At 70.0% G+C, this 25,529-nt stretch carries 26 protein-coding genes; 5 read left to right on the forward strand and 21 right to left on the reverse strand.

Annotation, left to right across the window (positions count from 1 at the left end; all coding sequences use genetic code 11):
• Positions 1-35: 35 nt before the first annotated feature.
• Entirely contained in the window at positions 36-509 is a 474-nt protein-coding gene (locus ACU6RU_RS07940; protein WP_289331236.1) for an NUDIX hydrolase, read from the forward strand.
• Positions 506-1,108: a cyclodeaminase/cyclohydrolase family protein gene (locus ACU6RU_RS07945; RefSeq protein WP_446726259.1), complete on the forward strand. Its 603-nt coding sequence runs from the start codon at positions 506-508 to the stop codon at positions 1,106-1,108. Before ACU6RU_RS07940 ends, ACU6RU_RS07945 begins: the two co-directional genes overlap by 4 nt.
• A 37-nt stretch (positions 1,109-1,145) precedes the next feature.
• Here ACU6RU_RS07945 and ACU6RU_RS07950 read toward each other — a convergent pair whose 3' ends face one another.
• The 19 genes from ACU6RU_RS07950 to ACU6RU_RS08040 all read right to left on the reverse strand — a co-directional run bounded on the left by ACU6RU_RS07950 (position 1,146) and on the right by ACU6RU_RS08040 (position 19,566).
• Complete coding sequence (locus ACU6RU_RS07950) at positions 1,146-2,066, reverse strand: RluA family pseudouridine synthase (RefSeq protein WP_446726260.1); 921 nt, start codon at positions 2,064-2,066, stop codon at positions 1,146-1,148.
• A 1-nt stretch (position 2,067) separates the two neighbouring features.
• Positions 2,068-2,646 (reverse strand): signal peptidase II, encoded by a 579-nt coding sequence (lspA, locus tag ACU6RU_RS07955; protein ID WP_446726261.1) that lies wholly within the window; start codon positions 2,644-2,646, stop codon positions 2,068-2,070.
• A 3-nt stretch (positions 2,647-2,649) separates the two neighbouring features.
• Positions 2,650-3,228 carry a DivIVA domain-containing protein gene (locus ACU6RU_RS07960; RefSeq protein ID WP_120262970.1) on the reverse strand — a complete coding sequence of 193 codons (579 nt, stop codon included), beginning with the start codon at positions 3,226-3,228 and terminating at the stop codon, positions 2,650-2,652.
• A 121-nt stretch (positions 3,229-3,349) separates the two neighbouring features.
• Positions 3,350-3,652, reverse strand: coding sequence for a YggT family protein (locus ACU6RU_RS07965; RefSeq protein ID WP_094261897.1), 303 nt, complete (start codon positions 3,650-3,652; stop codon positions 3,350-3,352).
• Positions 3,653-3,658: 6 nt separating this feature from the next.
• Positions 3,659-4,120: a cell division protein SepF gene (locus ACU6RU_RS07970; protein WP_120262971.1), complete on the reverse strand. Its 462-nt coding sequence runs from the start codon at positions 4,118-4,120 to the stop codon at positions 3,659-3,661.
• Positions 4,121-4,151: 31 nt separating this feature from the next.
• Positions 4,152-4,838 (reverse strand): YggS family pyridoxal phosphate-dependent enzyme, encoded by a 687-nt coding sequence (locus ACU6RU_RS07975; protein ID WP_120262972.1) that lies wholly within the window; start codon positions 4,836-4,838, stop codon positions 4,152-4,154.
• A gap of 12 nt (positions 4,839-4,850) precedes the next feature.
• Positions 4,851-6,002 (reverse strand): cell division protein FtsZ, encoded by a 1,152-nt coding sequence (ftsZ, locus tag ACU6RU_RS07980; protein ID WP_120264340.1) that lies wholly within the window; start codon positions 6,000-6,002, stop codon positions 4,851-4,853.
• A gap of 192 nt (positions 6,003-6,194) precedes the next feature.
• On the reverse strand, positions 6,195-7,271 hold the full coding sequence (locus tag ACU6RU_RS07985) for an FtsQ-type POTRA domain-containing protein (RefSeq protein WP_446726262.1): 1,077 nt from the start codon (positions 7,269-7,271) through the stop codon (positions 6,195-6,197).
• A 3-nt stretch (positions 7,272-7,274) separates the two neighbouring features.
• Positions 7,275-8,675, reverse strand: coding sequence for a UDP-N-acetylmuramate--L-alanine ligase (gene murC, locus ACU6RU_RS07990; RefSeq protein WP_289331232.1), 1,401 nt, complete (start codon positions 8,673-8,675; stop codon positions 7,275-7,277).
• A gap of 49 nt (positions 8,676-8,724) precedes the next feature.
• Positions 8,725-9,798, reverse strand: a complete 1,074-nt coding sequence (locus ACU6RU_RS07995; protein ID WP_289331231.1) for a UDP-N-acetylglucosamine--N-acetylmuramyl-(pentapeptide) pyrophosphoryl-undecaprenol N-acetylglucosamine transferase — start codon at positions 9,796-9,798, stop codon at positions 8,725-8,727.
• Positions 9,799-9,808: 10 nt separating this feature from the next.
• Positions 9,809-11,092, reverse strand: coding sequence for a putative lipid II flippase FtsW (gene ftsW / locus ACU6RU_RS08000; RefSeq protein WP_289331230.1), 1,284 nt, complete (start codon positions 11,090-11,092; stop codon positions 9,809-9,811).
• Entirely contained in the window at positions 11,043-12,590 is a 1,548-nt protein-coding gene (gene murD / locus ACU6RU_RS08005) for a UDP-N-acetylmuramoyl-L-alanine--D-glutamate ligase (protein WP_289331229.1), read from the reverse strand. Before murD ends, ftsW begins: the two co-directional genes overlap by 50 nt.
• Positions 12,587-13,696: a phospho-N-acetylmuramoyl-pentapeptide-transferase gene (mraY, locus tag ACU6RU_RS08010; protein ID WP_120262977.1), complete on the reverse strand. Its 1,110-nt coding sequence runs from the start codon at positions 13,694-13,696 to the stop codon at positions 12,587-12,589. Before mraY ends, murD begins: the two co-directional genes overlap by 4 nt.
• Positions 13,693-15,105: a UDP-N-acetylmuramoyl-tripeptide--D-alanyl-D-alanine ligase gene (locus ACU6RU_RS08015; RefSeq protein ID WP_289331228.1), complete on the reverse strand. Its 1,413-nt coding sequence runs from the start codon at positions 15,103-15,105 to the stop codon at positions 13,693-13,695. Before ACU6RU_RS08015 ends, mraY begins: the two co-directional genes overlap by 4 nt.
• A gap of 28 nt (positions 15,106-15,133) precedes the next feature.
• Complete coding sequence (locus tag ACU6RU_RS08020; RefSeq protein WP_120262979.1) at positions 15,134-16,927, reverse strand: peptidoglycan D,D-transpeptidase FtsI family protein; 1,794 nt, start codon at positions 16,925-16,927, stop codon at positions 15,134-15,136.
• A gap of 5 nt (positions 16,928-16,932) precedes the next feature.
• The gene (locus ACU6RU_RS08025) at positions 16,933-17,553 is read right to left on the reverse strand and encodes a hypothetical protein (RefSeq protein WP_120262980.1); all 621 of its coding nucleotides are present in this window, start codon (positions 17,551-17,553) and stop codon (positions 16,933-16,935) included.
• Positions 17,550-18,509 (reverse strand): 16S rRNA (cytosine(1402)-N(4))-methyltransferase RsmH, encoded by a 960-nt coding sequence (gene rsmH / locus ACU6RU_RS08030; RefSeq protein ID WP_289331478.1) that lies wholly within the window; start codon positions 18,507-18,509, stop codon positions 17,550-17,552. The genes ACU6RU_RS08025 and rsmH overlap by 4 nt, the downstream gene beginning before the upstream one ends.
• Before the next feature lie 101 nt (positions 18,510-18,610).
• Complete coding sequence (gene mraZ / locus ACU6RU_RS08035; RefSeq protein ID WP_023951570.1) at positions 18,611-19,042, reverse strand: division/cell wall cluster transcriptional repressor MraZ; 432 nt, start codon at positions 19,040-19,042, stop codon at positions 18,611-18,613.
• 152 nt (positions 19,043-19,194) lie between these two features.
• The gene (locus ACU6RU_RS08040) at positions 19,195-19,566 is read right to left on the reverse strand and encodes a DUF3040 domain-containing protein (protein ID WP_120262982.1); all 372 of its coding nucleotides are present in this window, start codon (positions 19,564-19,566) and stop codon (positions 19,195-19,197) included.
• A 68-nt stretch (positions 19,567-19,634) separates the two neighbouring features.
• Between ACU6RU_RS08040 and ACU6RU_RS08045 the strand changes: the two genes are divergently transcribed.
• The gene (locus ACU6RU_RS08045; RefSeq protein ID WP_289331227.1) at positions 19,635-20,708 is read left to right on the forward strand and encodes a polyprenyl synthetase family protein; all 1,074 of its coding nucleotides are present in this window, start codon (positions 19,635-19,637) and stop codon (positions 20,706-20,708) included.
• A 35-nt stretch (positions 20,709-20,743) separates the two neighbouring features.
• Here ACU6RU_RS08045 and ACU6RU_RS08050 read toward each other — a convergent pair whose 3' ends face one another.
• The gene (locus tag ACU6RU_RS08050; RefSeq protein ID WP_120262984.1) at positions 20,744-21,094 is read right to left on the reverse strand and encodes an Rv2175c family DNA-binding protein; all 351 of its coding nucleotides are present in this window, start codon (positions 21,092-21,094) and stop codon (positions 20,744-20,746) included.
• A gap of 192 nt (positions 21,095-21,286) precedes the next feature.
• Here ACU6RU_RS08050 and ACU6RU_RS08055 point away from each other — a divergent pair, with 192 nt between their 5' ends.
• Positions 21,287-22,444 (forward strand): LysM peptidoglycan-binding domain-containing protein, encoded by a 1,158-nt coding sequence (locus ACU6RU_RS08055; RefSeq protein ID WP_446726320.1) that lies wholly within the window; start codon positions 21,287-21,289, stop codon positions 22,442-22,444.
• 88 nt (positions 22,445-22,532) lie between these two features.
• Positions 22,533-24,488: a Stk1 family PASTA domain-containing Ser/Thr kinase gene (gene pknB, locus ACU6RU_RS08060; RefSeq protein WP_289331225.1), complete on the forward strand. Its 1,956-nt coding sequence runs from the start codon at positions 22,533-22,535 to the stop codon at positions 24,486-24,488.
• 104 nt (positions 24,489-24,592) lie between these two features.
• Here pknB and ACU6RU_RS08065 read toward each other — a convergent pair whose 3' ends face one another.
• Positions 24,593-25,513 carry a hypothetical protein gene (locus ACU6RU_RS08065; protein WP_289331224.1) on the reverse strand — a complete coding sequence of 307 codons (921 nt, stop codon included), beginning with the start codon at positions 25,511-25,513 and terminating at the stop codon, positions 24,593-24,595.
• Positions 25,514-25,529: the final 16 nt, after the last annotated feature.

Raw genomic sequence — 25,529 nt, forward strand, 5'->3', positions numbered from 1 at the left:
CGTTCGGGCTCGGACACCGGTCTTAGGCTGGGCCCATGGCCACTCCCGACTTCGTCCTCGATCTGCGCGAGAAGATCGGCACCGCTCCGCTCCCCCTCGTGGGGGTGACCGCCGTGGTGTTCCGCGACGAGAAGGTGCTTCTGGGCAAGCGAGCCGACAACGGCAGCTGGCAACCCGTGTCGGGCATCGTCGATCCGGGCGAGGAGCCCGCTGACGCGGCCGTCCGCGAGTGCCTCGAAGAAGCGGGAGTCGTCGTCCGCGCCGAGCGCCTCGCGCTCGTGCATCAGATCCCCCGGATCATCTATGCCAACGGCGATCAGGTCGACTACCTCGATCTGGTGTTCCGGTGCTCGTGGGTCTCGGGCGACCCGCACCCCGCCGACGGCGAGCTGACGGAGGTGGGGTTCTACGACCTCGGCCAGATGACCGACGTCGCGCCGGAGCACGTCCGCAAGATCGCACTCGCCGTCGCGGAGGACGACCCGGCCACATTCCGGGGCGGCCGGTGAGTTCCCGCGTCGCTCTGGGCGACCTGCTCGACGCGCTCGCGCAGGATCAGGGCGACCCGGGAGGCGGGACCGCCAGCGGAGTCGTGACCGCGGTCGCCGCGGCACTGGCTCAGATGGTGAGTCGCTACAGCGCCGCAGAGCCCGCCGCGACCGGCATCGACCGCCGACTCGCCCGGCTTCGTGACGCGGCCGTGGCGGCAGCGGATGACGACGGCCGCGCGTCGGGCGCCCTCGGCGCCGCACTCCGACCGGCACAGGATGAGGATCCGGACGATCGCGATCGGCGCATCGTCGACGCGGCGACCCGTGCGATCGAGACGTCGGCCGCACTCGGCGACATCGCGCTCGGGGTGTGGACGGAGGTGCGCCTCCTCGCCGACGTCGGCAACCACCACCTCATGTCCGACGTCGCCGTCGCCTCCGATGCCGTGGCCGCAGGACTCGGCGGCGCGGCGACGAACCTCCGCGGCGGCCTCGCGCTCATCCATGCCCACGGCGATGCCCGCCCTGCCGAGGCGATGCACGGCGACCTGCTCGGCCGGCTCATCACGGCACGGCGCGAAGCGCGGGCTCTCGCCGACCGGCTCGGCGAGCCATAGCGAGACCTCGCCCGGCGGTTCTGCTTGCGGGCAGACGTCAATCGCCGCGGAGTACCTCGAGGGCGCGCGCGAGGTCGGGGGCGTACGGCGAGACGAAGGTCGACCACTCCCCCGTCACCGGGTGATCGAATGCGAGCCGGTGGGCGTGCAGCCACTGACGGGTCAGCCCGAGCCGGGCGGACAGCGTCGGGTCGGCGCCGTACAGCGGATCGCCGACGCAGGGATGCCGATGCGCGGCCATGTGCACACGGATCTGATGCGTCCGTCCGGTCTCGAGGTGCACCTCGAGCAATGATGCGCCCGGGAACGCCTCGAGCGTCTCGTAGTGGGTGACGGAGTCTTTGCCCGTGGGCGTGACGGCGAACTTCCAGGAGTGCGAGGGGTGGCGGCCGATCGGGGCATCGATCGTTCCCGAGAGCGGATCGGGATGACCTTGCACCACGGCGTGGTAGATCTTCTCGACCTCGCGCTCCTTGAACGCGCGCTTGAGCGCGACGTAGGCGCGCTCGCTCTTGGCGACGACCATGAGACCGCTGGTGCCGACATCGAGCCGGTGCACGACGCCCTGACGCTCGGCGGCACCCGTCGTGGCGATGCGATAGCCCGCGGCTGCCAGCGCGCCCAGGACCGTCGGTCCGTCCCACCCGAGCGACGGGTGCGCGGCGACGCCGGCCGGCTTGTCGACGACGACGATGTCGTCATCGTCGTGCACGATCCCCAGGTCGGGCACCGCGACCGGGACGATCTGCGCTTCAGCCCGCTCCTCCCAGAAGACGTCGAGCCAGGACCCGGCGACGAGCTTGTCGGACTTGCCGAGCGTGCGATCATCGAGGGTCACACCGCCCGCAGCCGCCACCTCCGCGGCGAAGGTGCGGGAGAATCCGAGCAGCTTGGCCAGCGCGGCGTCGACACGAACGCCGTCGAGTCCGTCGGGAACCGGGAGCGCGCGCTGCGGCATCTCAGCGGTCCGCGGGGGCGTCGGTCGTCGATTCGGCGGGCGCGTCTGCTGTTCGCCGCTCTCGTGAACCATCGAAGCGGATGCCGATCACCACGAGCACGGCGACGGAGATCATCATCGTCACGATGAACATGTCGGCGACGTTGTAGATCGCAGAGGGGAACCACAGCCACATCCACGGCGTGTGGATGAAGTCGATCACGTGCCCGACGAGGAAACCGGGTTCGCGCAGCAGGCGGTCGGTGAGATTGCCGAGCACGCCCCCCAGAAGGAGTCCGAGGACGATGGCCCACGACCGCGTGCGCACGCTGCGTACAGTGAGCACGATCACGACCACCGCGACAGCAGCGAGCACGATCGTGAAGAGCCACGTGACGCCGGTCCCCAGCGAGAACGCCGCACCGGGGTTCTTCGTCAGGTAAAGCTGGAAGAAGTCGCCGAGGACGGGGACCTCACGCTGGTACGGCAGGTTCTCGAGGGCGAGGTACTTCGTGAACTGGTCGGCGGCCAGCACCACTGCCGCGAGAATCGCGACGAGGGCACCGGCCGCCGGACCGTTCAGACGCTTGCGCGACGCCAAGGATTACGCGCCGGCCGAGACGCCGGTCGTGTCGAGATCGCGGAGCTTGCTCTCGATGAAGCCGCGGAGCTGACCGCGGTAGTCCTTCTCGAACTGCTGCAGCTCGGAGATGCGACCCTCGAGCGACACGCGCTCGGCTTCGAGACGCGCGACCTCGTCGCGGCCTCGGGCTTCTGCCTCGGAGATGATCGACGCGGCCTGGGCCTGCGCATCGGCGATGAGCTTGTCGCGCTGGGCCTTGCCCTCGGCGACGTGCTCGTCGTGCAGGCGCTGGGCCAGCTCGATGATGCCGGCGGATGCGGCGGCAGGAGCCATGTCGGCGGCCGCGGCGGGCTGCTCGACAGCGGCGACCGGCGCGGGCACCTCTTCGACGACGGCGTCGTCGGATGCGGCCGGCGCGGGGGTCTCGCCCGACTCGTAGGCTGCGAGCTTCGCCTTGAGCTCGTCGTTCTCAGCGATCGTCTTGCGCCATTCCACGACGATCTCGTCGAGGAAGTCGTCGACCTCATCGGGGTCGAATCCTTCCTTGAAACGCACGTGCTGGAACTGCTTGGTGACGACGTCTTCAGGGGTCAAAGCCATGGTGTTGTCCTCTTTCAGGGCTCACGACGCGGGCCGGTCAGCCGGCACCCGCCGCAGCGGGCCGTACCCACCCAGCATAGTCCGACGCTTTCTCGGCCGCGACGATCCCGCCGCGACCGCCTCAGACGAAGGCGATCACGCGAGTGATCGACAGCAGGATGAAGCACGCCAGCATGGTGAGCGGGAATGCCAGATCGATCGCGATGACACCGAGCCTGATCGGAGGAATGACCCGGCGCAGTGTCTTGATCGGGGGATCCGTGATCGTGTAGACGACCTCGGCGAGAACGAGGGTGAAGCCTCTCGGGCGCCACTCCCGGTTGAACAGCGGGATGTACTCCAGGATCAGTCGGACGAACAGAACGAGGATGTACAGCAGGAGGGCGAAGTAGACGAGTGCGGCGATCAGCCGTACGACATCCACGTCAGGTCACTGCGCGAACGGCGCCGCCTCAGGCTCAGCCTGAGCCACGGCGCCGTCGCCGGAGACGGCGATGTTCTCGGGCGAGAGCAGGAACACCTTGCTCGTCACACGCTCGATGCGGCCGTAGAGACCGAGGGACAGGCCGCTCGCGAAGTCGATGAGGCGGCGCGCATCGGCGTCGCTCATCTGCGAGAGGTTGATGATCACCGGCACACCCTCGCGGAAGTTCTCGGCGATGACCTGCGCGTCGCGGTACTGCTTGGGGTGGACGGTCAGAATCTCGCTCACGGTTCCCGTCGTGGGCTGACGCACGACCGCGGGGCGGTGCAGGGGCGTCACCGGCGCCGCCGGCTTCTCGACGGGCTTCTCACGGCGAGCCTGCTGCTGCTCGGCCTGCGGCTCTTCGTACATTTCTTCCTCATCTGCGAGGCCCAGGTAAACCATGGTCTTCTTCAGCGGGTTCGACATCGCATCCTCCGTTTGCTCGTCTGTTCCGAGGCTATCCGCGGTCCGGGCGCGGTCCCGTGATTGCCGATCCGATCCGCAGGTGTGTCGCACCGGCAGAGATCGCTTCGACGAAATCGCCGGTCATCCCGGCGGAGATCCAGGTCGCGCCGGGCGCGACGGTACGCAGGACGTCTGACGTCTGCGCGAGGCGGGCGAACGCCGCGGCGGGCTCCTCGCCGAGGGGGGCTACGGCCATGACGCCTCGGACCACCAGACCCGGGCACCGCTCCAACACGTGGGTGGCCAGGGCCTCGACTCCGTCCGGCGCGACGCCGCCACGACCCGGGTCATCGGTCAGGTTGACCTGCACGAGCACGTCGAGGGGCTCGCCCTCGGGCTCTGCGCCGTCGAGCGCGTCGGCGATGCGCGCGCGGTCGACGGAGTGGACGACATCCGCCGCTGCTCGCACCGCGCGCGCCTTGTTCGTCTGGGCCTGGCCGATGAAATGCCAGCGCATGCCCTCGAGCCCGGCGAGCTCCGCGCGCTTCGCGGTGAGCTCCTGCTGCCGGTTCTCCCCCACATCACGCACGCCCAGTGCGTGGAGCTGCGCGATGAGCTCAGGCGGGTGGAACTTCGTCACCACGACCCTCGTCACCTCGCCCGGGGCGCGACCCGACGCCCGCATCGCAGCGGCGATGCGGGCGTCGACGTCGGCGAGCCGTTCGGCCAGATCCGGCATGGGGCGATCGGCCTACTTCAGGAAGTCGGGGATGTCGAGGTCGTCGTCGCCGAAGACCGAGTCGTACGACTCGCTCTTGGCCGAGACCGGCACCGTCTCCTTGGTCTCGCGACGTTCGGAGGGCTCGGATGCCGCAGCCTCCTCGGCCGGAACCTCGGGCAGGACCGGCGGCGCGGAAGGACGAGCAGCGGCGATGGGCTCGATGCGGGTCTGCGGCTCGCCACCGTCGAAGCCTGCCGCGATGACCGTCACGCGGACCTCGTCGCCGAGGGTGTCGTCGATGACCGTACCGAAGATGATGTTCGCCTCGGGGTGCGCGGCCTCCTTGACGAGCTGCGCCGCATCGTTGATCTCGAAGATGCCGAGGTTCGACCCGCCCTGGATGGAGAGCAGGACGCCGTGGGCTCCCTCGATGGACGCTTCGAGAAGCGGCGACTCGACGGCGAGCTCGGCGGCCTTGATCGCGCGGTCGGCACCGCGCGCGGAGCCGATGCCCATGAGGGCCGAGCCAGCCCCCTGCATGACGGACTTCACGTCGGCGAAGTCGAGGTTGATGAGACCGGGGGTGGTGATCAGGTCGGTGATGCCCTGGACACCGGCGAGCAGCACCTGGTCGGCGGTCGCGAAGGCCTCGACCATCGAGATGCCGCGGTCGCTGATCTCGAGCAGGCGGTCGTTCGGGACGACGATGAGGGTGTCGACCTCTTCCTTCAGCTTCGACACGCCGGCCTCGGCCTGGCTCTGCCGACGACGACCCTCGAACGAGAAGGGCTTCGTGACGACACCGATCGTGAGCGCACCGATCGACTTGGCGATACGTGCAACGACGGGCGCGCCGCCGGTGCCGGTGCCACCGCCCTCGCCGGCAGTCACGAAGACCATGTCGGCGCCCGCGAGCGCCTCTTCGATCTCTTCGGCGTGGTCCTCCGCAGCACGACGCCCGACCTCGGGGTCGGCGCCGGCGCCCAGGCCGCGCGTCAGCTCACGGCCGACGTCGAGTTTGACGTCCGCATCGCTCATCAGGAGCGCCTGGGCGTCGGTGTTCACCGCGATGAACTCGACACCCCGCAGCCCCAGCTCGATCATCCGGTTGACGGCATTGACGCCGCCACCGCCCACACCGACGACCTTGATCACCGCGAGGTAGTTCTGGTTCTGGCTCATGCCGGCCTCCATCTCGTCCCGAACCCTGCTCGTAAACCTTCAACCTCACGTAGAGGTTTAAAGAATTGCCGGGTATGCAATTCCTGAGGTTGAAGCTACGCACTCGTGGACGCACCCGACGGACGTGAGCGGCGTGTCGCGACATCCCACGTGTCATGGGCTTCCAGCAGGGTCGCCCGGTCCCGGCCGACCTCAGCGGACGACGGCCGCCTGCGGCGACGAAACGTCGTATCCCGAGGCATCCGGCCGCGCGTTCATCAGCGCTTCGAGCGCCTGAACCTTCTTGGCCGAGTCGGCGGGCCCACCCCAGACCACCGAGCGGCCGTCGCCGAGGGTCAAGGTGACGTCGTTGGGCGTCGTCGCGGACAGCACGGTCACCTGCGAACGCAGCGAGTCCGGAAGCGATCGGAACACCTGCCCCGCTGCGGCGAAGGTGCTCGACGACAGACCGCCTTCGACCTCGATGAGCGGCTGACCGGCCGGCGGCTCGGGCGTAGTCGAGAGCGCGACCCCGGCCGCGTCGACGAGGGTGTAGCCGGCCTCGCCCTGCACGGCTCCCACCGGCGTCCGCTCGACGATGCGCACCACGAGCTCGTGCGGCGGCCTGGCCTCGAGGCTGTACGACTCCACCAGCGGGAAGGAGACGAGCGCCGCCTTCACGGCGCTCTCGTCGACGAGCGGCATCGGCGTGCCCAGCTGCCCTTCGAGGGCGGTCTCCACCGCTCCCGGGTCGAGCTGCGCGGTGCCGACGATCGTGATGCGCTCAACGGCGAACAACGGGCTGTACGCGGCTCCGATCGACCCGAGGACGAGCGCGACGAACAACCCCGCGGAGACCAGCCAGATGCGTCGGCGCCGACGCTGACGCGCGGTGAAACGTCGGACCTCGCGCCGGAGCGCGCGCCGACGCGCCCGCGCCGCTCCCCACAGGTCGCGCGCGGTGAGCGGCGTGCGACCTGTGTCGTCGTCGTCCGCGACACCCGGTGTCGACGGGGTCTCGGGCTCCGCCCGCGCGGGCGGATCGAACGGGATGATGGGCGCGATCCCGTAGTCACGGCCGCGTTGATGCCACATCTCCTCGACGGGCTGAGTCTCGGTCGCATCCGGCGACGAGCCCTCCGCAACGTCACCCGCATCCGGACCGTCCTGCGCCCGACGCGGCGGGTCGACGCGCCGCGTCGCGAGCGGGCGACGAGCGTCCTGGGCGTCTGCGCCGTCGTGCCCGCCGGCGGGCCGTGACGAGGGCGGCAGCGGGCTCGGGCGGCGCATCGGCTAGTCCTCCGTCCGAGCGAGCGCTTCGAGCACCTGCGGGACGATGAGGTTCACGTTGCCGCAACCCAGCGTGACGATGAAGTCGCCCTCGCGTGCGACGCCTGCCGTGTAGTCGGCGGCCTTCTGCCAGTCGGCGACGAAATGGACGCGCTCGGGGTCGGCGAACGCCCCGCTGACGAGTTCACCGGTGACGCCGGGAACCGGATCTTCGCGGGCCCCGTAGACGTCGAGGACGACGGTGTGGTCGGCGTGCGTCTCGAGGACGTCCGCGAACTCGCGGAACATCTCCTGGGTGCGCGAGTACGTGTGCGGCTGGTGGAGCGCGATGATGCGCCCATCGCCGACAACGGTGCGGGCCGCCGAGAGGGCGGCGGCCACCTCGGTCGGGTGGTGCGCGTAGTCGTCGTACACGCTGACTCCGCGGGTCACGCCGTGCAGCTCGAACCGCCGGGCCGTGCCCCCGAACCCTTCGACGGCACGCAGCGCGCGCTCGAGCTCGAACCCGAGGGCGATCAGCCCGGCGACGGCGCCAGCGGCGTTCATCGCGTTGTGCGCACCCGGCACCGAGAGTCGGCCGTGGACCGTGTCTCCCCCGGCAGTGAGCGAGAACGACACCGGCCCGTGCGTCACGATGTCGGAGACCCGAACGTCGGCCTCGGCCGCCTCACCGAACGTGATCACTCGGCGGTGCGTCAGAGCGGCGGCGACACGCGCCGCGCCCGGGTCGTCAGCCGAGATGACGACGGCCTCTCGCGCGCCGTCGCCGAATCGCACGAAACCGTCGTAGAACGCCTCGCGGGTCTCCCAGTGGTCGAGGTGGTCGGGGTCGACGTTGGTGATCAGGGCGATCGAGGTGTCGTAGAGGAGGAAGGTGCCGTCGGACTCGTCGGCCTCGATGACGAAGACGTCGTCGTCTCCCGTCGCACTCGAGACCCCCAGGTCGGCGATCACGCCGCCGTTCACGAAAGTCGGACGGGTTCCGAGGCCACGCAGCGCGGTCACGATCATGCCCGTGGACGTGGTCTTGCCGTGCGCCCCGGCCACCGAGACCAGCCGCCGTCCTCCGATGAGCCAGTGCAGGGCCTGCGACCGGTGGATGACGTGCAGGCCACGCTCTTTGGCGAGGAGGAACTCCGGGTTCTCGGGCCAGATCGCGCCCGTGTGGACGACCGTGTCGGCGTCGTCGGGGAGGTGGGCCGCGGCGTGTCCGACGTGGACGTCCGCCCCGCGCGCCGCGAGCGCGCGCATCGCGGGGCTGTCGGCGCGGTCTGAACCGGAGACGCGGATGCCGCGGTCGAGGAACATCCCGGCGAGGCCGGACATGCCCGATCCACCGATGCCGATGAAGTGCGCGGCGGTGATGTCGGCGGGGATCGGGAGGCTCAAGTCGGGTCTGATCATGACCCGTCAAGTCTAGGTCGCCCGGCTGACAGGGCCGCCCGCCACGCCCTCAGCGCTGCTGCGCGGCGTCGAGCAGAGCGACGACGTTGGCGGCGCCCTCGCGCGTGCCGACCGTGCCGGCGGCGCGCCGCATCCGGTCGAGCTCACCCTCGTCCGCGAGCAGCGGGACGATCTCGGCGCGCACCCGCTCGGGAGTGAAGTCGGCGTCGGGGATGATGCGCGCAGCGCCGGCTCGGACCGCACCCGCCGCATTCAGCGCCTGCTCGCCGTTGCCCACGGCGTAGGGCACGTAGATGGCCGGGATGCCGAGCGCGGTGACCTCGCTCACCGTCGCGGCTCCCGAGCGCGAGATCACGACATCGGCGAGAGCGAACGCCAGGTCCATGCGATCGAGATACGGCACGACGCGGTAGTCCGGCGACGAACCGTCGGGCACCTCGTTGCGTTCGCCTGCAGCATGCAGCACCTGCCAGCCGGCGGCGACGATGTCGCGCCATGAGCCGGCCAGCGCCTCATTGAGCCGGCGTGCGCCGAGGGAGCCGCCGAACACCAGGACGACGGGGCGCGCAGGATCGAGACCGAACGCGGCTGCGGCCTCGGTACGACGCGCTGCCCGGTCGAGGTCGACGATCTCACGGCGGAGCGGCATCCCGACCACCTGAGCGCCGCGCAGGGGCGTCCCCTCGAAGACCGTGCCGGTTGCAGCGGCCTTGCGCGCACCGAGCACGTTGGCGAGCCCGGGCCGCGCATTGGCCTCATGGACGACGTAAGGCACACTCTCACGGCGCGCCGCGATGTAGGCGGGGGCGGCCGCGTAACCGCCGAATCCCGCGACGACGTCGACTCCCCGCTCACGGATGTAGGTGCGCACCTGCGCAACGGCTCGCAGCCAGCGTGCCGGGAACCGCACCGCCGCACCGTTGGGTCGCCGCGGGAACGGCACCTTGTCGACGATCAGCAGTTCGTATCCGCGCTGCGGCACCAGACGGGATTCGAGCCCCTCTCGCGTACCGAGCACCAGCACGGTGTCGTCGGAACGTCGGTCGCGCAGTTCGTCGGCCACGGCGAGCAGCGGATTGACATGCCCCGCCGTGCCGCCGCCCGCCAGAAGGTAGGTGGTCACCGGATCGAGCCTACCGGCGGGCGGACCCGGCCCGAGCGGCCGCGGGCCGGACGGGGCGAGCACCCGAGGCCACGTCGAGCGCCGGGGTGCGCACCGGCAGCGTCCGCGCGAACGAGAGCAGCACCCCGGTGGCCAGAAGACCCGAGACGAGGGATGTGCCGCCCTGTGACATGAACGGCAGGGGCACCCCGAGGACGGGGAAGATGCGAAGGACGACGCCGATGTTCACGAGCGCCTGGCCGACCACCCAGATGGTGATGCCGCCGGCGACGATCCGCACGAACGGGTCGTGCGTCTTGCGGACGATGTGGAAGGCGCCCACCGCGTAGAGCGCGAACAGCGCGAGGACGACGGCGCAGCCGATGAGGCCGAGCTCCTCCCCCACGATCGCGAAGATGTAGTCGTTCGCGGCGGCGGGGAGCCACTGGTACTTCTCCCGCGAATTGCCGAGACCGAGACCGAAGACGCCGCCGCTCGCGAGCGCCCAGATGCCGTGGAGCGGCTGGTAGCACGAGCCCGCATCGGCGAAGTAGCAGTCCGTCGAATCGACGTTGAGGAAGCTCATGATCCGCGCCATGCGGTTGGGGCTCGTGACCGCGAAGACCGCGGCCGCACCGACCACGAGGAGGAGCGGGATCACGAACAGCCGCAGTTTGACGCCGGAGAAGAACAGGCACCCGAGCAGGATCGCCATGAGGATCATCGCGGTGCCCAGGTCGTGCCCGCCCATGACGGTGCCGATCACCAGCGCTCCGACCGGGACGACCGGGATGAACACGTGCTGCCACTTCGACAGGAGAGTCTGCTTGCGATAGAGCACGAACCCCAGCCATACCGCGAGGGCGAGCTTCAAGAACTCCGACGGTTGAGCCTGCAAGCCGAAGACCGAGATCCAGTTGGTGTTTCCGTCGTTGTGAACACCCAGTCCGGGCACGAAGACCAGCAGCTGCAGCAGAATGCCGACGATGAGCGCCGGCCACGCGATGCGCTTCCAGAAGCGCAGCGGCATCCGGCTCGCGATGAACATCAGCGGGATGCCGAGCAGAGCGAACACGGCCTGCTTCAGCACCGTTTCGAACGGGCTCGCGTCCGCCGTGGCCATCGTCGCCGAGAGCACCATCACGAGACCGAACCCGGTCAGGATGAGGGCGGTCGAGGCCAGCAGCAGGAACTCGCTCGGCACCGGGGCGAACGCGCGTCCCAGCGACACGCGCGCGGCGAAGCCGCTTCGCGTCGGGCCGTCGTCAGCGAGTTTCGTCGGGGGCGGCGTCGGGCGGCTCGGCGTCGTGGTCACCGTCTCCCCTTCCGATCCGTTCGCGCACGGCCTCCGCGAAGCGGCGACCGCGGTCTGCGTAGGAGGCGAACTGATCGAACGAGGCTGCTGCAGGGGCGAGGAGGACCACGTCCCCGACACCAGCGACCTCGGCCGCCAGTTCGACGACCCGTGCCATGACATCCTCAGTCTGAGTCGCCTCGACCTCGATCACCGGAACCGCGGGGGCGTGTCGCGCGAACGCCGCGAGGACGGCCGTGCGATCCTCGCCGATGACGATGGCGGCCTTCGTGGCCGCTCCGCGTCCGGCGACGAGCGCGGAGATGTCGACTCCCTTGAGGAGCCCGCCCACGACCCAGATCGCACCCGGGAAGGCGGCGAGCGACGACGCCGCCGCGTGCGGGTTCGTGGCCTTCGAGTCATCGACCCAGGTCACGCCCGCCACCCGTGCCACCACTTCGATGCGGTGGGGGTCGAGTCGGAATGCCAGCACCGCCGCGCGGATGGCGGCGGGCTCGACGTGGAGGGATCGCGCGAGAGCCGCCGCCGCGAGAATGTTCGCGACGATATGAGGAGCCGCCAGGTCACGCGCGGCGAGCTCCGCGACCGTCGTCAGTTCGAGGGCGGAGGCGCGCCGGTCGTCATGGAAGGCGCGATCGACGAGGATGCCGTCCACGAGCCCCAGATCACTGGGACCGGGCACGCCGAGGTCGAACCCGATGGCACGACAGCCCTCGACGACCTCCGCCTCCTCGACCATCTCGCGCGTGGCGACATCCGCCTTGTTGTAGACGCAGGCGACACGCGTGTTCTCGTACACCACGGCCTTCGCGTCTCGATAGGCCTGGAAAGACCCGTGCCATTCGAGGTGGTCGTCGGCGAGATTCAGGCAGACGCTCGCGTGCGGCGAGAGCCGATCGGGGCCGTCTGCCAGGCCGAGATACCAGAGCTGATGGCTCGACACCTCGACGACCAGCACATCGAAACCGCTCGGGTCACGGACGGCGTCGAGCACCGGCACACCGATGTTGCCGCACGGCGCCGCTCGCAGACCACCGGCGGCCAGCATCGCCGCGGTGAGCTGAGTCGTGGTCGTCTTGCCGTTCGTGCCCGTGATGAGAAGCCAATCGGCCGGGCTCCCGTCGGGGCGGACGACTTTGTCGCGCACGCGCCAGGCGAGTTCGATGTCACCCCACAGCGCGATGCCGCTCTCGCGCGCCCAGCGGATCACAGGGTGGTGAGGGGGGAAACCCGGAGAAGCGATCACGACGTCGGGCGCGTGCGCCACGACGGCATCGGGAACGCTCTGCAGCGAGCCGTCGTGGAGCGAGACGCCGATGACCGGCAGAAGCCGCGCGTACTCCGCATCCGCTCCTTCGGTCGCCACCAGGACATCCGCGCCGAGCTCGGCGAGGGTGTCGGCTACCGAGAAGCCGGTGACCGAGAGCCCGAGGACCACGACGCGGAGGCCACGCCAGTCGGCGTGCCAGCTCGTCAGCTCGTCCAGACGCGCGGTCATACCGCCGCCAACCAGGCCACGTAGAACAGTCCGACACCGCCGACGGCGAGCATTCCCGCGATGATCCACATGCGCACGACGATCGTCACCTCGGGCCAGCCGCGCATCTCGAGATGGTGGTGGAAGGGGCTCATGAGGAACAGCCGTTTTCCGCCCGTGGCCTTGAAGTAGTACCGCTGGAGGATGACCGACCCGGGGGCGATGATGAACACGCCCGCGATGATGACCGCCAGCAGCTCGGTGCGCGAGAGCACGGCCATGGCGACGATGACGCCGCCGATGGCCATCGATCCGACGTCGCCCATGAAGATCTTCGCCTTCGGAGCGTTCCACCACAGGAACCCCACGAGCGCGCCGACGAACGACGCGGAGATGATCGTGAGATCCATCGGGTCGTTGGTCGTGTAGCACGCCGACTCGTAGGCCGGAACGAGCGCGCCGCTCGCGCAGCGCTGCTGGAACTGCCAGAACGTCACGAGGCTGTAGGCGGACACCGTGAAGATGCCCGCGCCGGTGGCCAGACCGTCGAGACCGTCGGTGAGGTTCGTGGCGTTCGACCATGCGACCGCCTGGAACGAGATCCACGCGAGGTACAGAAGCCACCCGGCGACACCGCCCAGGGCCATGAACGACAGCCAGTCGATGTCGCGGAACAGGGAGATGAACGGGCGCCCCACCGGCTGGCCGCCGTGGTTGGGAACGAGGAGGGCCAGCACGCCGAACGAGACGGCGACGATCACCTGCCCCGCGACCTTCCGCCACCCCGACAGGCCGAGGCTCCGCTGCGAGCGGACCTTCATGTAGTCGTCGATGAATCCGACGACACCGAGACCGACCATCATCCAGATCACGAGCAGACCCGACATCGACGGCGGCGCGCCACCGGTCAACGTGCCGACGAGGTAGCCGACGATCGTCCCGATGATGAAGATGATGCCGCCCATCGTGGGCGTTCCGCGCTTGGCGTGATGGCTCGGGTTGGTCGCGTCGTCGGGCGTGCGGATGACCTGCCCCCAGCCCAGCTTCTCGAAGAGCCGGATGAACAGGGGGGTCAGGAAGAGTGTGAACGCGAGGGAGATCGTCGCGGCCGTCAGCAGGGATCTCACGAGAAGAATTCTCCCAGACGATCGCCGAGGTGCCGCAGTCCGGCGGAGTTGGACGACTTCACGAGCACGCGGTCGCCGGCGCGCAGCTCCTCGATCAGATAGTCGTACGCGGCGTCGGCATCGGCGAAGAACACCGCCTCGCCGTCCCACGACCCCTCGCCGATGGCGGCGAGGTAGAGCCGCCGTGCATCGGCGCCGATGACGACGATGCGCTCGATCCGCAGGCGAACCGCCTGGAGGCCGACGCGATCGTGCTCGTCACCGGCGAACTCGCCGAGCTCGCTCATCGCGCCGAGCACGGCGACCTTCCGTTCGCCGGGCTGCGTGATCTGCGCGAGGGTGCGCAGAGCCGCGGCCATCGAGTCGGGGCTCGCGTTGTAGGCGTCGTTGATGATGCGCACCGACTCGGACCCGAGCGGCTGCATCCGCCAGCGCTCCGCCAGCTCGACCGTCTCGAGCCGCGCGACGGCGTCTTCGAGGGCCACCCCCAGTTCGAGGGCGGCGGTGATCGCGGCCAGCGCGTTCATGACGTGGTGCTCACCGAGCACGCGCAGCCGCAGCGGCATCCGCTGCTCGCCGACCACGATCACGCAGGACGTCCCCGAGGCATCGACCTCGACGTCGTCGGCGCGCACCTCTGCCGCCGGACCGCGTCCGAACCAGCGGACACGGACGCCTCGGGCCTCGGCGACGGCCGCCATCGTCGCGACACGCGCATCGTCGGCGTTGAGGACTGCCACACCACCGGGGCGGACGGCCTCGACCAGCTCGGTCTTGGCCTTGAGGGTCGCCTCCACGCCGCCGAAACCGCCGGCATGCGCCATCCCGACCATGAGGACCACGCCGACGTCCGGGGTCACCAGACCCGCGAGACGCGCGATCTGTCCCGAGCCGTCGGCTCCGAACTCGCTGACGAGGTACCGGGTGTCATCCGCGACCCGGAGCATGGTCAGCGGCGCGCCTACCGAGTTGTTGAACGAGGCGCGGGGCGCGACCGTCGGGCCCTCCCCCTCGAGGATGCGGGCGAGGAGGTTCTTCGTCGTGGTCTTGCCGTTCGATCCCGTGATGCCCACCACGCGGAGGTCGCCTGCGGCGCGCACCCGGCCCACGACCTCGCGCGCGAGGTCGGCCAGCGCGGTGACCGCGTCGGCGACGAGGATCTGCGTGATCTCGGCGTCGACGAGGTGCTCGACGATCGCGAGCGATGCACCGGCCTCGGCCGCGGCCGGCACGAAGAGGTGTCCGTCGGTCGCGTCGCCCGGCTTGGCCACGAACACGTCGCCGGAGCCGATGTTGCGCGAGTCCGTGTCGACCGTTCCGCCGACGCGGGTATCGGGGCCGTCGCCACCGGCGAGGTGGAGGGTGCCCGAAAGCACCCGGGCGATGTCGGACAACGGAAGGGAGATCATGTTCAATCCTCAGACGCGCACATGCGCGTCACTGGGTCACGGGGAGCAGCGGCGTCTGCGAGTCGGACGGCATGATCCGGTAGTGCTTGAGCACCTGGGTCATGGCCTTCTGGAACGCCGGCCGGTTGGCTGCAGACAGACGCAGGGTCTTCGGCTCGTCGAACGCCGTCAGGACAACATACTTCGGATCGTCGGCCGGCGCGTAGCCCACCAGCGACGTGTAATAGAGGTTGTCCTTGTACGCGCCGGTGTTCGGATCGACCTTCTGAGCGGTGCCCGTCTTACCCGCCATGCGGTAGCCCGGGATCGCGATGTCATCGGCGAGCGTGCCCTGCGCGAAGACGTTCTCGAGCATCTCGCTGACCTGGCTGGCGGTGCTCTCCTTGATGACGCGCACCGGCTCGGGCAGGTCGGGCTCGGTCACGGTACCGTCGGCCGCGGTGCAGGACTCGACGAGGCTCAGCGGCTCGCGCACACCGCCGTTCGCGATGGTCTGGTAGACCGATGCCACCTGCGGGGCGGTCACGGTGAAGGCCTGGCCGAACGTGGTCGTGTAGTACGTCTGGTTGTCCCACTGGTCGGTCGGGATGTAGGTGCCCTTGGGCTCCCCCGACCAGTTGAGCGCCGTGCCCTCGCCGACACCGAACTTCTTGAGGTACTCGAGCCGGGTCTCGGGATCGACCTGCGTGCCGAACTGCGACAACGCGACGTTCGACGAGGTGACGAGCCCGCCGGTGAGGGTCAGGTTCTGCGCCTCGTGGTGCTCGGAGTCGTTGACGACGGCGCCGTTGGGGAACTCCATCCGATCCGGCGACCACGCGGTCGACAGCGGCGTGAGTCCCGCCGCCTCGATGGCGGTCGCCGCCGTGACGGGCTTGAAGGTCGATCCCGGCTCGTACGAGTCGCGGAACAGCCGGCTGCCGCGATCGGCCGGGTCGGATGCCGCGATGTCGTTCAGATCGACGCTGGGGTACTCAGCCGCTGCCCGGATCTTTCCCGTGGCGACCTCCACGACGAGGATCGAGCCGCTCTCGGCCCCGAGGTTCTGGGTCTGCTCGGCGATCAGCTGCTGCATGTACCACTGCAGATCGCGATCGATCGTCAGGCGCAGCGTTCCGCCGTTGACGGGCGCGGGATCTTCGATCTCCGTCCCGGGGATCACGACGCCATCGAGCCCCCGCATGTACCGGACCGTGCCGTCGCTGCTCTGCAGGCACGAGTTCTGCAGCGACTCCATCCCCTCGAGCGGGGTCTCGTCCGAACCGACGAATCCGATGACGTTGCCCGCGACGGCCCCGTCGGGATAGGTCCGATGCGGGTGGGGGTCGAAGCCCACGAACGGGAGCTTGAGATCGGCGAGGGCGCGGTACTGCGCCGTCGATATCCCACGCTCGAGATAGGCGAATCGCGACTCGGGATCAGCAGCGACGGCGGTCGTGACGATGCCCTCGACCTCGGCGGCATCCTGCCCGGTCACGGCGGCGATCTCGGTCGCCAGCTCGGGCCACGTGACGGTGACGGTCTGACCGTCGTCGTTCTTGCGCTTGATCCCGTTCGCGGCGAGCTTCGGGTCGATCTTCGCATCGTAGACGGAGGTCGTCGTCGCGAGCGGTGCCCCGTTGGTGTCGGTGATGTCGCCGCGCGTCCCGAAGAGTTCCGTCCCGGCCTCCATCGCCAGGTTTCGGGCGTCCGTCTGGTGCTCGTCGGCGTTGACGACCTGGATGTCGACGAGCCGGACGATGAAGGCGACGAGGACGATGAGGACGACGAGGAGTGCGACGACCGTACGGCGGCGCGGACTGCGGGTGGCTCGTGTCGTCATGGTTCTCAGTGTGTGCTCGGGGCGGGCAATCCGTCGGCGATGGGCGGGGGTGTCGCACGATCGGCACCGACCAGCTCGTCGGTGCTCGTGCCGGACGCGAGACTCGCGTCGGGATCGGTGACCAGCGGCACGCCGGCGACGAGGGAGTTCGCGACGGCGGCTCGGCCCAGGGCGTCGACGTTCGAGTGCGAGCCGGCAGCGCTGGCGGCGCCCAGCACGGCTCCGTCGCTGAGCCGCAGGTAGCTCGGCGACTCCGCGATCACCATGCCCAGCGCGGTGGCGTTCGCCGCGAGGTACTGGGGAGAGGCGAGCCCCGCGAGATCGTCCTGGATGATCTGCTTCTGCCAGGTGAGCTGGCGCTGCTGCTGCGAGAGCGAGGAGATCTCGTACGAGGTCTGGGTCGTGAGGATCGACAGCCCCATCTGCACCGCCCCGATGAGCACCGCCCCGGACACGGCGATGACGCCGTAGAGCATGCGCGGGCGGCGGCGACGGGCGGCGCCCGTGACCAGGCGCAGATCGCGCTGGCGTTCCCGCTCCCCCTCGCGCGGCAGGCGGCCGGGAACGCTCGCGAAGAAGTCGTCACCGAGCGGCGATGGGATGCGGGCGGTGTTGTCGGCAGTCACGAGGCCTCCCTCATCCGTTCCGCCGCACGCAGCCGGACCGGCGTCGCGCGGGGATTGCGTTCACGTTCTTCCTCGGACGCCAGTTCCGCGCCGCGCACCAGCAGCCGGAACCGCGGCGCGTGTTCGGGGAGCTCGACGGGCAGGCCGCTCGGCGCGGTCGAGGACGAGGCCTCGGCCAGCACGCGCTTGACCGCGCGGTCTTCGAGCGACTGGTACGACATGACGACGATGCGCCCGCCGACGGCCAGCGCATCGAGCGCGGCGGGCAGAGCGCGTTCGAGCACGGCGAGCTCGGCGTTGACTTCGATGCGCAGCGCCTGGAAGACGCGCTTCGCGGGATGCCCCGAACGATCGCGCTGGACGGCCATCGGGGTCGCGGCGATGAGGACATCGACGAGCTCGCCGGAACGGGTCAGCGGAGCTCGGCCGCGCGCTTCGATGATCGCCCGCGCATACCGCCCGGCCAGCTTCTCCTCGCCGTAGCGCTCGAAGATGCGGCGCAGGTTGCCCTCGCTGTAGGTCGCGAGGATCTCCGCCGCGGTCGTACCCGCCGTCTGGTCCATCCGCATGTCGAGGGGCGCGTCCTGCGCGTATGCGAATCCGCGGTCGGCCTCGTCGAGCTGCAGCGACGACACGCCCAGGTCGAAGAGGATGCCGTCGACACGGCGGATGCCGAGCGAGTCGAGGGCCTCGCGGATGCCGTCGTAGACGGTGTGCACGAGGTCGACGCGATCGCCGAACCGTGCCAGCCGCTCTCCCGCGATGCGCAGAGCGTCGGTGTCACGGTCGAGGCCGACCAGCCGCACGTCGGGGAACTTCTCGAGCAGAGCCTCCGAGTGACCGCCCATGCCTTCGGTCGCGTCGACGACGACGGCGCCCTCGCGCTGGAGCGCGGGAGCGAGCAGCTCGACGCAGCGGTCGAGCAGAACGGGGGTGTGGATGTCGTCGTTCGTCATGGTCATGGAGGGACGGGGCCCGGAGCCGTGATCCCCCTCCGCTGCGACCTGACACCGGGGAAGTGCGTCAGGGCCAGCGGCTGAGGATCACGGCCACGGGGTCAGAAGAGTCCCGGGATCACCTCCTGCTCCATGTCGGAGTACGCGTCTTCGTTGCCGGCGGCGTAGGCGTTCCAGGCATCGGCGTCCCAGATCTCGGCGTGTGCGCCGACGCCGGTCATGACCAGCTCTCGGCCGAGACCGGCATAGGTGCGCAGGTGCGGCGGCACCGTGATGCGGTTCTGGCTGTCGGGCTTCTCCGCGCTCGCGCCCGAGAGGAACATGCGCTGGAAGTCGCGCGCCTGCTTGTTCGTCAGGGGCGCTTCGCGGATCCGCTCGTAGACGCGCTCGAACTCGACCGTGCTGAAGACGTAGAGGCACCGCTCCTGGCCGCGCGTGACGACGACACCAGGGCCGAGGTCGTCGCGGAATTTGGCGGGGAGGATGACGCGGCCCTTCTCGTCGAGCTTGGGGGTGTGCGTGCCGAGAAGCATGGTGCTCCACCACCCCCTCCCGGCCCGTCGGTGCGCACCACTTTACTCCACTTTCCTCCACTTCACTATGGCAGGCGCGCCCGTTCCTCCCCCGAGGCACAAAAAAGAGCACCGACCCGGAGGTCGGTGCTCTGAAAGTGAGGTGGCTGACGTCAGCGTTCGCCGTTGCGGCGGTCCCATCGGTCGTTCATCCGGTCCATGAAACTCGAGGAGCGGGCGGTCGGCTTGCGGGTGCCGGCCGTGGCCGCCGGCCGGCTCGCGGCGGCGTTCCGAGAGGGGGTCAGCGCCAGCACGACACCCCCGACCATCACGAGGAAGGCGACGACGCCGATCGCGATGATGCTGCTCGAGACGCCGGCGATCAGACCGCCGAGACCGAGGAGGACGAGGACCGCACCGTAGACGATGTTGCGGTAGCTGAGGGACTGACCTTCGCGCGGAGCACTGACGACGTCTGCTTCATTGCGCATGAGATGGCGTTCCATCTCGTCGAGCAGCCGCTGCTCCTGTTCTGACAGTGGCATGCATCCCCCTCTGTTCGGGTACCGGTGCGCCCGATTCTACGCGCGCTGATGAGAACTAGGCTAGGCCCGTGACGAGCTCCGCCGACCCGATCTCGACCGTTTCCCAGCGACTGGAAAGATTCGCGTTGGATCGGCGGGCCGAGGTCGCCGATCTCGGGGCTGAAGCGGCCGATTTCGTCGACCGCGCCCTCACCGCCGTCGCCGGCGGCAAAAGGCTGCGCGCCCGCTTCCTGTCGGCAGGACACGCGGCGGCCGGCGCCCCGTCCGGCGACGCCGACATCGCCGGCGTCGCCGCGTCGCTCGAGATCTTCCACGCCGCTGCACTGGTGCACGACGACCTCGTCGACAACTCCGACACCCGGCGGGGCCGCCCCGCCGCGCATCGGGCTCTCGAAGAAGCGCACCGTCGATCGGGCTGGCTGGGCGATGCCGACGCCTTCGGACGCGCCGCGGCGATCCTGCTCGGCGACCTGCTCATCGCCTGGAGCGATGACCTCCTCGAAGACGCCCTCGACGGGCACCCGCGCGCGGCCGATGTGCGCCGCCAGTACGCGACGATGCGCCGCGACGTGACCGTCGGGCAGTACCTCGATGTCGCGGAGGAAGCCGCGTGGGCGACGGCACCCGACGGGGAACACGCCGCGCGCGCCCTCCGCGTCGCGTCGTACAAGTCGGCCCGCTACAGCGTGCAGCAGCCGCTGCTGATCGGCGCCGCGCTCGGCGGCGCCACCGCGGCTCAGCGCGAGACCCTCGCAGACTTCGGTCACGCCGTCGGGCTCGCCTTCCAGCTGCGAGACGACGTGCTCGGCGTCTTCGGCGACTCTTCGGTGACGGGCAAGCCGTCCGGAGACGACCTTCGCGAGGGCAAGCGCACGGTCCTCATCGCTTATGCCCGTGAGGCGATGGACGACGCCGGCCGGTCCGACCTCGATGCCGCGCTCGGCGACCGGACCCTCGATGAGGCGACCATCGCTCGGCTGCAGAAGGTCATCCGAGAAAGCGGCGCCGTCGAGCGCCTCGAAGGCGAGATCGATCGCCTCTCTACGGCCGCGGACACGGCACTCGAGAACGCCCCGATCGGGGCTGCCGAGGTGGCCCTCCTGCGCGAGATCGCCGACGCCGCCATCCGACGCTCCGCCTGAGTCGACGGCTTCCGCCTCCGCTGACGGGCGCTGCGTCAGGCGAGAGTCTGAGCGACCCGTCGGACCTCCGCCTTGCGCCCCGCACGCAGAGCCGCGATCGGAGCCGCTCCGATCGATTCCTCGATCGCGAACAGCCAGTCAATCGCCTCGTCATCCGAGAACCCGACGTCGTGCAGCACGGTGATGGTGCCGCGCAGCGACGAGAGCGGTGCACCGTCGAGGAAGAACGCCTCGGGAATGCGGAACGTGCCGTCGCGGCGCGACCCGATGAGGTGATTCTCATCCAGCAGCCGGCGGACGCGGCTGAGCGTCTCACCCGTGAGGTCGACCACATCGGGCAGCGTCAGCCAGGACAGGGGAACGACGGGGTAATCGGCAGTGCTCACCCCTTCACTATGTCACTTCCACTCGGCGTCGCGGCTCCCGCGTCCGGCTCATTTCACACGAGTCACAGCAGTCACATCGGTTGACACCTCTCACAGCCGCGTGTCAGCGTTTCCGAGACCTCCGAGAAGGGACCCTCCGTGCGCCGCGACTCGATCTCTCCCCCGCACCCACCGCGACCCCGCCTGCGCGGCATGGTCGCGCCCGCCGTCGTGGGCTCGATCGCGCTGAGCCTGACGGCGCAGCCCGCCGCCGCCACCCCCACGGTCGAGACGGCCCATCGGGATGGCGCGCCCGGGGCGACGTTGCGTTCGGCTGTGCCCGGTGCCGCCTCCGCGCGTCCGCTCGCGGCTCGACCGGCCGAGCACACGGTCGTGCTCGGCGACACGATCAGCCGGATCGCATCCGCCTATGGGCTCCGTACGGTCGACCTCCTCGCATGGAACGGTCTGGACTGGTCATCCGTCATCCGTCCCGGAGACCGGATCCGGCTGAGCGCCGAGGCGGGCGCGTCCGCCGCGGTCGCTCCCGCCCCGCAGGTCGCGCCCGCCGGAACCACCCACACCGTCTCGACCGGCGAAACGCCCTGGTCGATCGCTCAGGCCCACGGCATCGGGGTCGGCGCCCTGCTCGCCGCGAACGGGCTCGGGGACGGAGCGGTGATCTTCCCCGGCCAGACCCTCGCGGTCCCCTCGGCCGCCGGCGCGACGGCGATGCCCGCCCCCGCGGCCGTCTCTCAGGCGACCCCGATCGCCGCCGCGACTCACACCGTGGCCGCCGGCGACACGCTGTCGGCGATCGCCGCCGCGAACGGCCTGGGCCTGGACGCCCTGCTCGCCGCGAACGGGCTCGACCGCTCGTCGATCATCTACCCGGGACAAGCGCTCGTGATACCAGGCGCCGCGGCGACTCCGGCTGTCGCGACGTCCGCGCTGGTCGACCTCGGCCTCGACGCGGAGCAGATCGAGAACGCCCGACTCATCATCCAGGTCGGTCGGGAACGCGGCGTCCCCGACCGCGGCATCGCCATCGCTCTGGCGACGGCGATGGTCGAGTCGTGGATCCGCAACCTCGACTGGGGTGACCGCGACTCGCTCGGACTCTTCCAACAGCGCCCGAGCACCGGATGGGGCACTCCCGACCAGGTCCGCGACCCCTCGCGGTCGATCGCGACCTTCTACGGCGGCGCCGCCGACCCCAACGGCACCGCAACCCGCGGGCTGCTCGACATCCCGGGCTGGGAGAACCTCCCGTTCACCGACGCCGCGCAAGCCGTGCAGATCTCCGCTTACCCCGATCGGTACGGCGAGTGGGAGCAGCAGGCTTACCGCTGGCTCGCAGTGCTCGGCTGACCCCGAAAGCGCTGGGAAGCCCATGTCACCGGTGCCCGAGGGTGAGCCGTTGCCCGGGCTCGCAGCATCCGCTCCGTAGAATCGCTCCGTGAGCATGAGCCAGCAGACCGACCCGCTGATCGGCCGACTGGTCGACCAGCGGTATCGCGTCCGCGCTCGCATCGCCCGCGGCGGCATGGCGACGGTGTACGTCGCGACCGACCTCAGACTCGAGCGCCGCGTCGCTCTCAAGGTCATGCACGGGCACCTCTCCGACGACTCCGTGTTCCAGAGCCGCTTCATCCAGGAAGCCCGCTCCGCAGCGCGGCTCGCCGACCCCCACGTCGTCAACGTGTTCGACCAGGGCCAGGACGGCGAGATGGCCTACCTGGTGATGGAGTATCTGCCGGGCATCACGCTGCGCGAGCTGCTGCGCGAGCAGAAGCGCCTGACCATCCCGCAGACGATCACGATCATGGACGCGATCCTCTCCGGTCTCGCCGCCGCGCACCGGGCGGGGATCGTCCATCGCGACGTCAAGCCCGAGAACGTGCTGCTGGCCGAGGACGGGCGCATCAAGATCGGCGACTTCGGCCTCGCCCGCGCGACGACCGCGAACACCGCGACAGGTCAGATGCTCCTCGGCACCATCGCCTACCTCGCTCCCGAACTGGTCACCCGAGGCACCGCCGACGCGCGCAGCGACATCTACGCCCTCGGCATCATGCTCTACGAGATGCTCGCGGGCGAACAGCCCTACAAGGGCGAGCAGCCGATGCAGATCGCCTACCAGCATGCGACCGACTCGGTGCCGCGACCGAGCGCGAAGAACCCCGGAGTGCCCGAGCAGCTCGACGAGCTGGTGCTGTGGGCGACCGAGCGCGAGCCCGACGAGCGTCCCCTCGACGCCCGGGTCATGCTCGACCGGCTGCGCGAGATCGAGCGCGAGCTGGGTGTCTTCCCGCAGGTGGTGCGCACAGCACCGTCCGGCGCCCCGGCGGTCGTCATCGACGATGACGGCGAGGGCTCGGGCGAGCTCACCAAGGTGATGCCCGGCACGTTCACCGCGCCGCCGGTGACCACCGATGTCGACAACGCGACACGACTGCGGCGACTCGCCCGACGCAATCGCGCGAAGGGCGCCTGGCTCGTCACGATCGTCCTCCTGCTGGCGGCTCTCGCCGGCGGGACGGGGTGGTGGTTCGGATCGGGTCCCGGCTCGCTGGTCGCCGTTCCGGACGTGCGCGGCGAGACGTTCGCCGAGGCTCAGGCCGCGATCGCAGCCCAGGGGCTGCTGGCCGAGGAGTCCGGCGAGAACAGCCTCGACGTCGCTACGGGTCTCACCATCCGCACCGACCCCGCCCCGGGCACCCGGCTCGATCGCGAGGCGACCGTGACCGTGGTCATCTCGCGCGGACCGGCCGAAGTGTCGATTCCCGCCCTCTCGGGTCAGACCGAACAGGCGGCGCGCGAGATCCTGCGGCAGAACATCGTGGCCGTGTCCGACGACCCGGAGGCGGAATTCGATCCGGATGTCGCCGAGGGCACCGTCATCCGCGCGTCCGGCACCCCGGCCGGGGGCGGCGACGCCATCGACTGCTCGAACGGCTGCACGCTCCGCCAGGGCGACTCGGCGGCCCTGCTGGTCTCGCGCGGCGCCGTGCCCGATGTCTCGGGCCAGAGCGTCAACCGCGCGACCGCCATGCTCACCGACGTCGGCCTCGAGGTCTCGAGTGACACCCGCAGCGAGGCGAGCGAGCGCATCGCCAAGGGCGACGTGATCGGCATCGCAGACCGCGGCGAGGAGGGCAACTGGCGGCCGGGCGAGACCGTGACCCTCATCGTCTCGAGCGGTCCCCCGCTGTTCGAGGTGCCGAGCGTCGTCGGGCAGACCCGCGATGCGGCCGCGCAGACGCTGCGCGACGCGGGCTTCGACGTCAGCTTCTCGGCCCTGTGGAACATCTGGCCCGACGGATTGACCAAGGTCACCGCGCAGGATCCCACCGGCGGGAGCAAGCACGTGCGCGGCACCACCATCACCCTGCAGATCACCGCCACCGGCTGAGCCTGCCCGGTCTTCCGGGCCCGACGAGTGCGAGAGCGCACGAATGCACGGTCAGCAGCCTCCTGCACCCTGCGAATACGCGTCCTCGCCGACCTCCGAGCGGTTCAGGCGAGAGCGCGACGGATGCGGGCGGCCAGCGCCCGCGCGTCGTCGTCGAGGTCGGCCGCTCCGACGAGGATGACGCGGTACCCGGCATCCTCGAGCAGCTGCACACGCGTGAGATCGTCGAGCCATCGGCGTCGTGACGCGCGATGCTCGTCGCCCTGGTACTCGAGGAGCAGCCGGTGCTCGGGCCATCCCATGTCGGCGTGCCTCACGCCCGCAGCCGTGCGAACCGCGACCTGCACCCGCGGTTCGGGGATTCCCGCGTCGATGAGCGCGACGCGCAGGATCGATTCCTGGGGTGAATCCACGGGCGATCGGGCGCGCTCCAACGCAGTGCGCAACGACCGGGCTCCGCGCGCACTTCCCCGATCGACCACAGCCGTCTCGAGTTCAGCGCGCGTCGCGAGAGGACGCGTGCGGCCCCGCTCGCCGCGTCGTCCGCTGAGGAGGTAGTCGGCTGTCGCGACGAGCCACCGGTGACCGAGGGGCTGCGGACCGGCAGCGAGCCGACACCAGGCCTCGGTCGGTGTGATCACGGGCAGGCCCTCGACGTCCCGGCGTTCGAGAACGAGGCTCGTCCGCGATCCCAGAACACCGGGGCGCCGCATCGCCGCTCCGCCGCCGGCCGTGATCACCTCGAGCATCGGCGGACCGGAGACCCAGGGCAACGGCATCCCCCATAGCGCCGCGGCCGTTCGGCCGGAGAAGAGTTGCGTCGGCCCCAGCGCGGGCAGGATCAGGCGGCAGCGCCCGAGGATGTCGTCGGCGCCGATGGCGTCGAATGCGGCGTAGACACCATGGTGCGGATGCCGCAGATCGGCGGCCCGCAGCCTGCCGCGGCTCACGCCGAACGCGCGCGCCTCGTCCGTGGTGAATGCCTGTGCGGTGACGGGTCGTGGCAGAGGAGCGCGGCGGTTCACCCGCCCACATTCCCCC

This window comes from Microbacterium sp. F1-18, assembly GCF_052921305.1.

Coding starts and splice junctions, on each gene's coding strand:
- ACU6RU_RS07975 (WP_120262972.1), bottom strand. CDS start 4,838: ATGCCGGATCTGGCCGAACGGCTCGCCGACGTCGACGCCCGCATCGCC.
- ACU6RU_RS08015 (WP_289331228.1), bottom strand. CDS start 15,105: ATGATCTCCCTTCCGTTGTCCGACATCGCCCGGGTGCTTTCGGGCACC.
- rsmH (WP_289331478.1), bottom strand. CDS start 18,509: ATGACGAACGACGACATCCACACCCCCGTTCTGCTCGACCGCTGCGTC.
- ACU6RU_RS07970 (WP_120262971.1), bottom strand. CDS start 4,120: ATGTCGAACCCGCTGAAGAAGACCATGGTTTACCTGGGCCTCGCAGAT.
- murD (WP_289331229.1), bottom strand. CDS start 12,590: ATGACCGCGCGTCTGGACGAGCTGACGAGCTGGCACGCCGACTGGCGT.
- ACU6RU_RS08020 (WP_120262979.1), bottom strand. CDS start 16,927: ATGACGACACGAGCCACCCGCAGTCCGCGCCGCCGTACGGTCGTCGCA.
- ACU6RU_RS07985 (WP_446726262.1), bottom strand. CDS start 7,271: ATGCGCCGCCCGAGCCCGCTGCCGCCCTCGTCACGGCCCGCCGGCGGG.
- murC (WP_289331232.1), bottom strand. CDS start 8,675: ATGATCAGACCCGACTTGAGCCTCCCGATCCCCGCCGACATCACCGCC.
- ACU6RU_RS08040 (WP_120262982.1), bottom strand. CDS start 19,566: ATGCCACTGTCAGAACAGGAGCAGCGGCTGCTCGACGAGATGGAACGC.
- ACU6RU_RS07950 (WP_446726260.1), bottom strand. CDS start 2,066: ATGCCGCAGCGCGCGCTCCCGGTTCCCGACGGACTCGACGGCGTTCGT.
- ftsZ (WP_120264340.1), bottom strand. CDS start 6,002: ATGAGCCAGAACCAGAACTACCTCGCGGTGATCAAGGTCGTCGGTGTG.
- ACU6RU_RS07940 (WP_289331236.1), top strand. CDS start 36: ATGGCCACTCCCGACTTCGTCCTCGATCTGCGCGAGAAGATCGGCACC.
- ACU6RU_RS07960 (WP_120262970.1), bottom strand. CDS start 3,228: ATGGCTTTGACCCCTGAAGACGTCGTCACCAAGCAGTTCCAGCACGTG.
- mraZ (WP_023951570.1), bottom strand. CDS start 19,042: ATGCTTCTCGGCACGCACACCCCCAAGCTCGACGAGAAGGGCCGCGTC.
- ACU6RU_RS08055 (WP_446726320.1), top strand. CDS start 21,287: ATGGTCGCGCCCGCCGTCGTGGGCTCGATCGCGCTGAGCCTGACGGCG.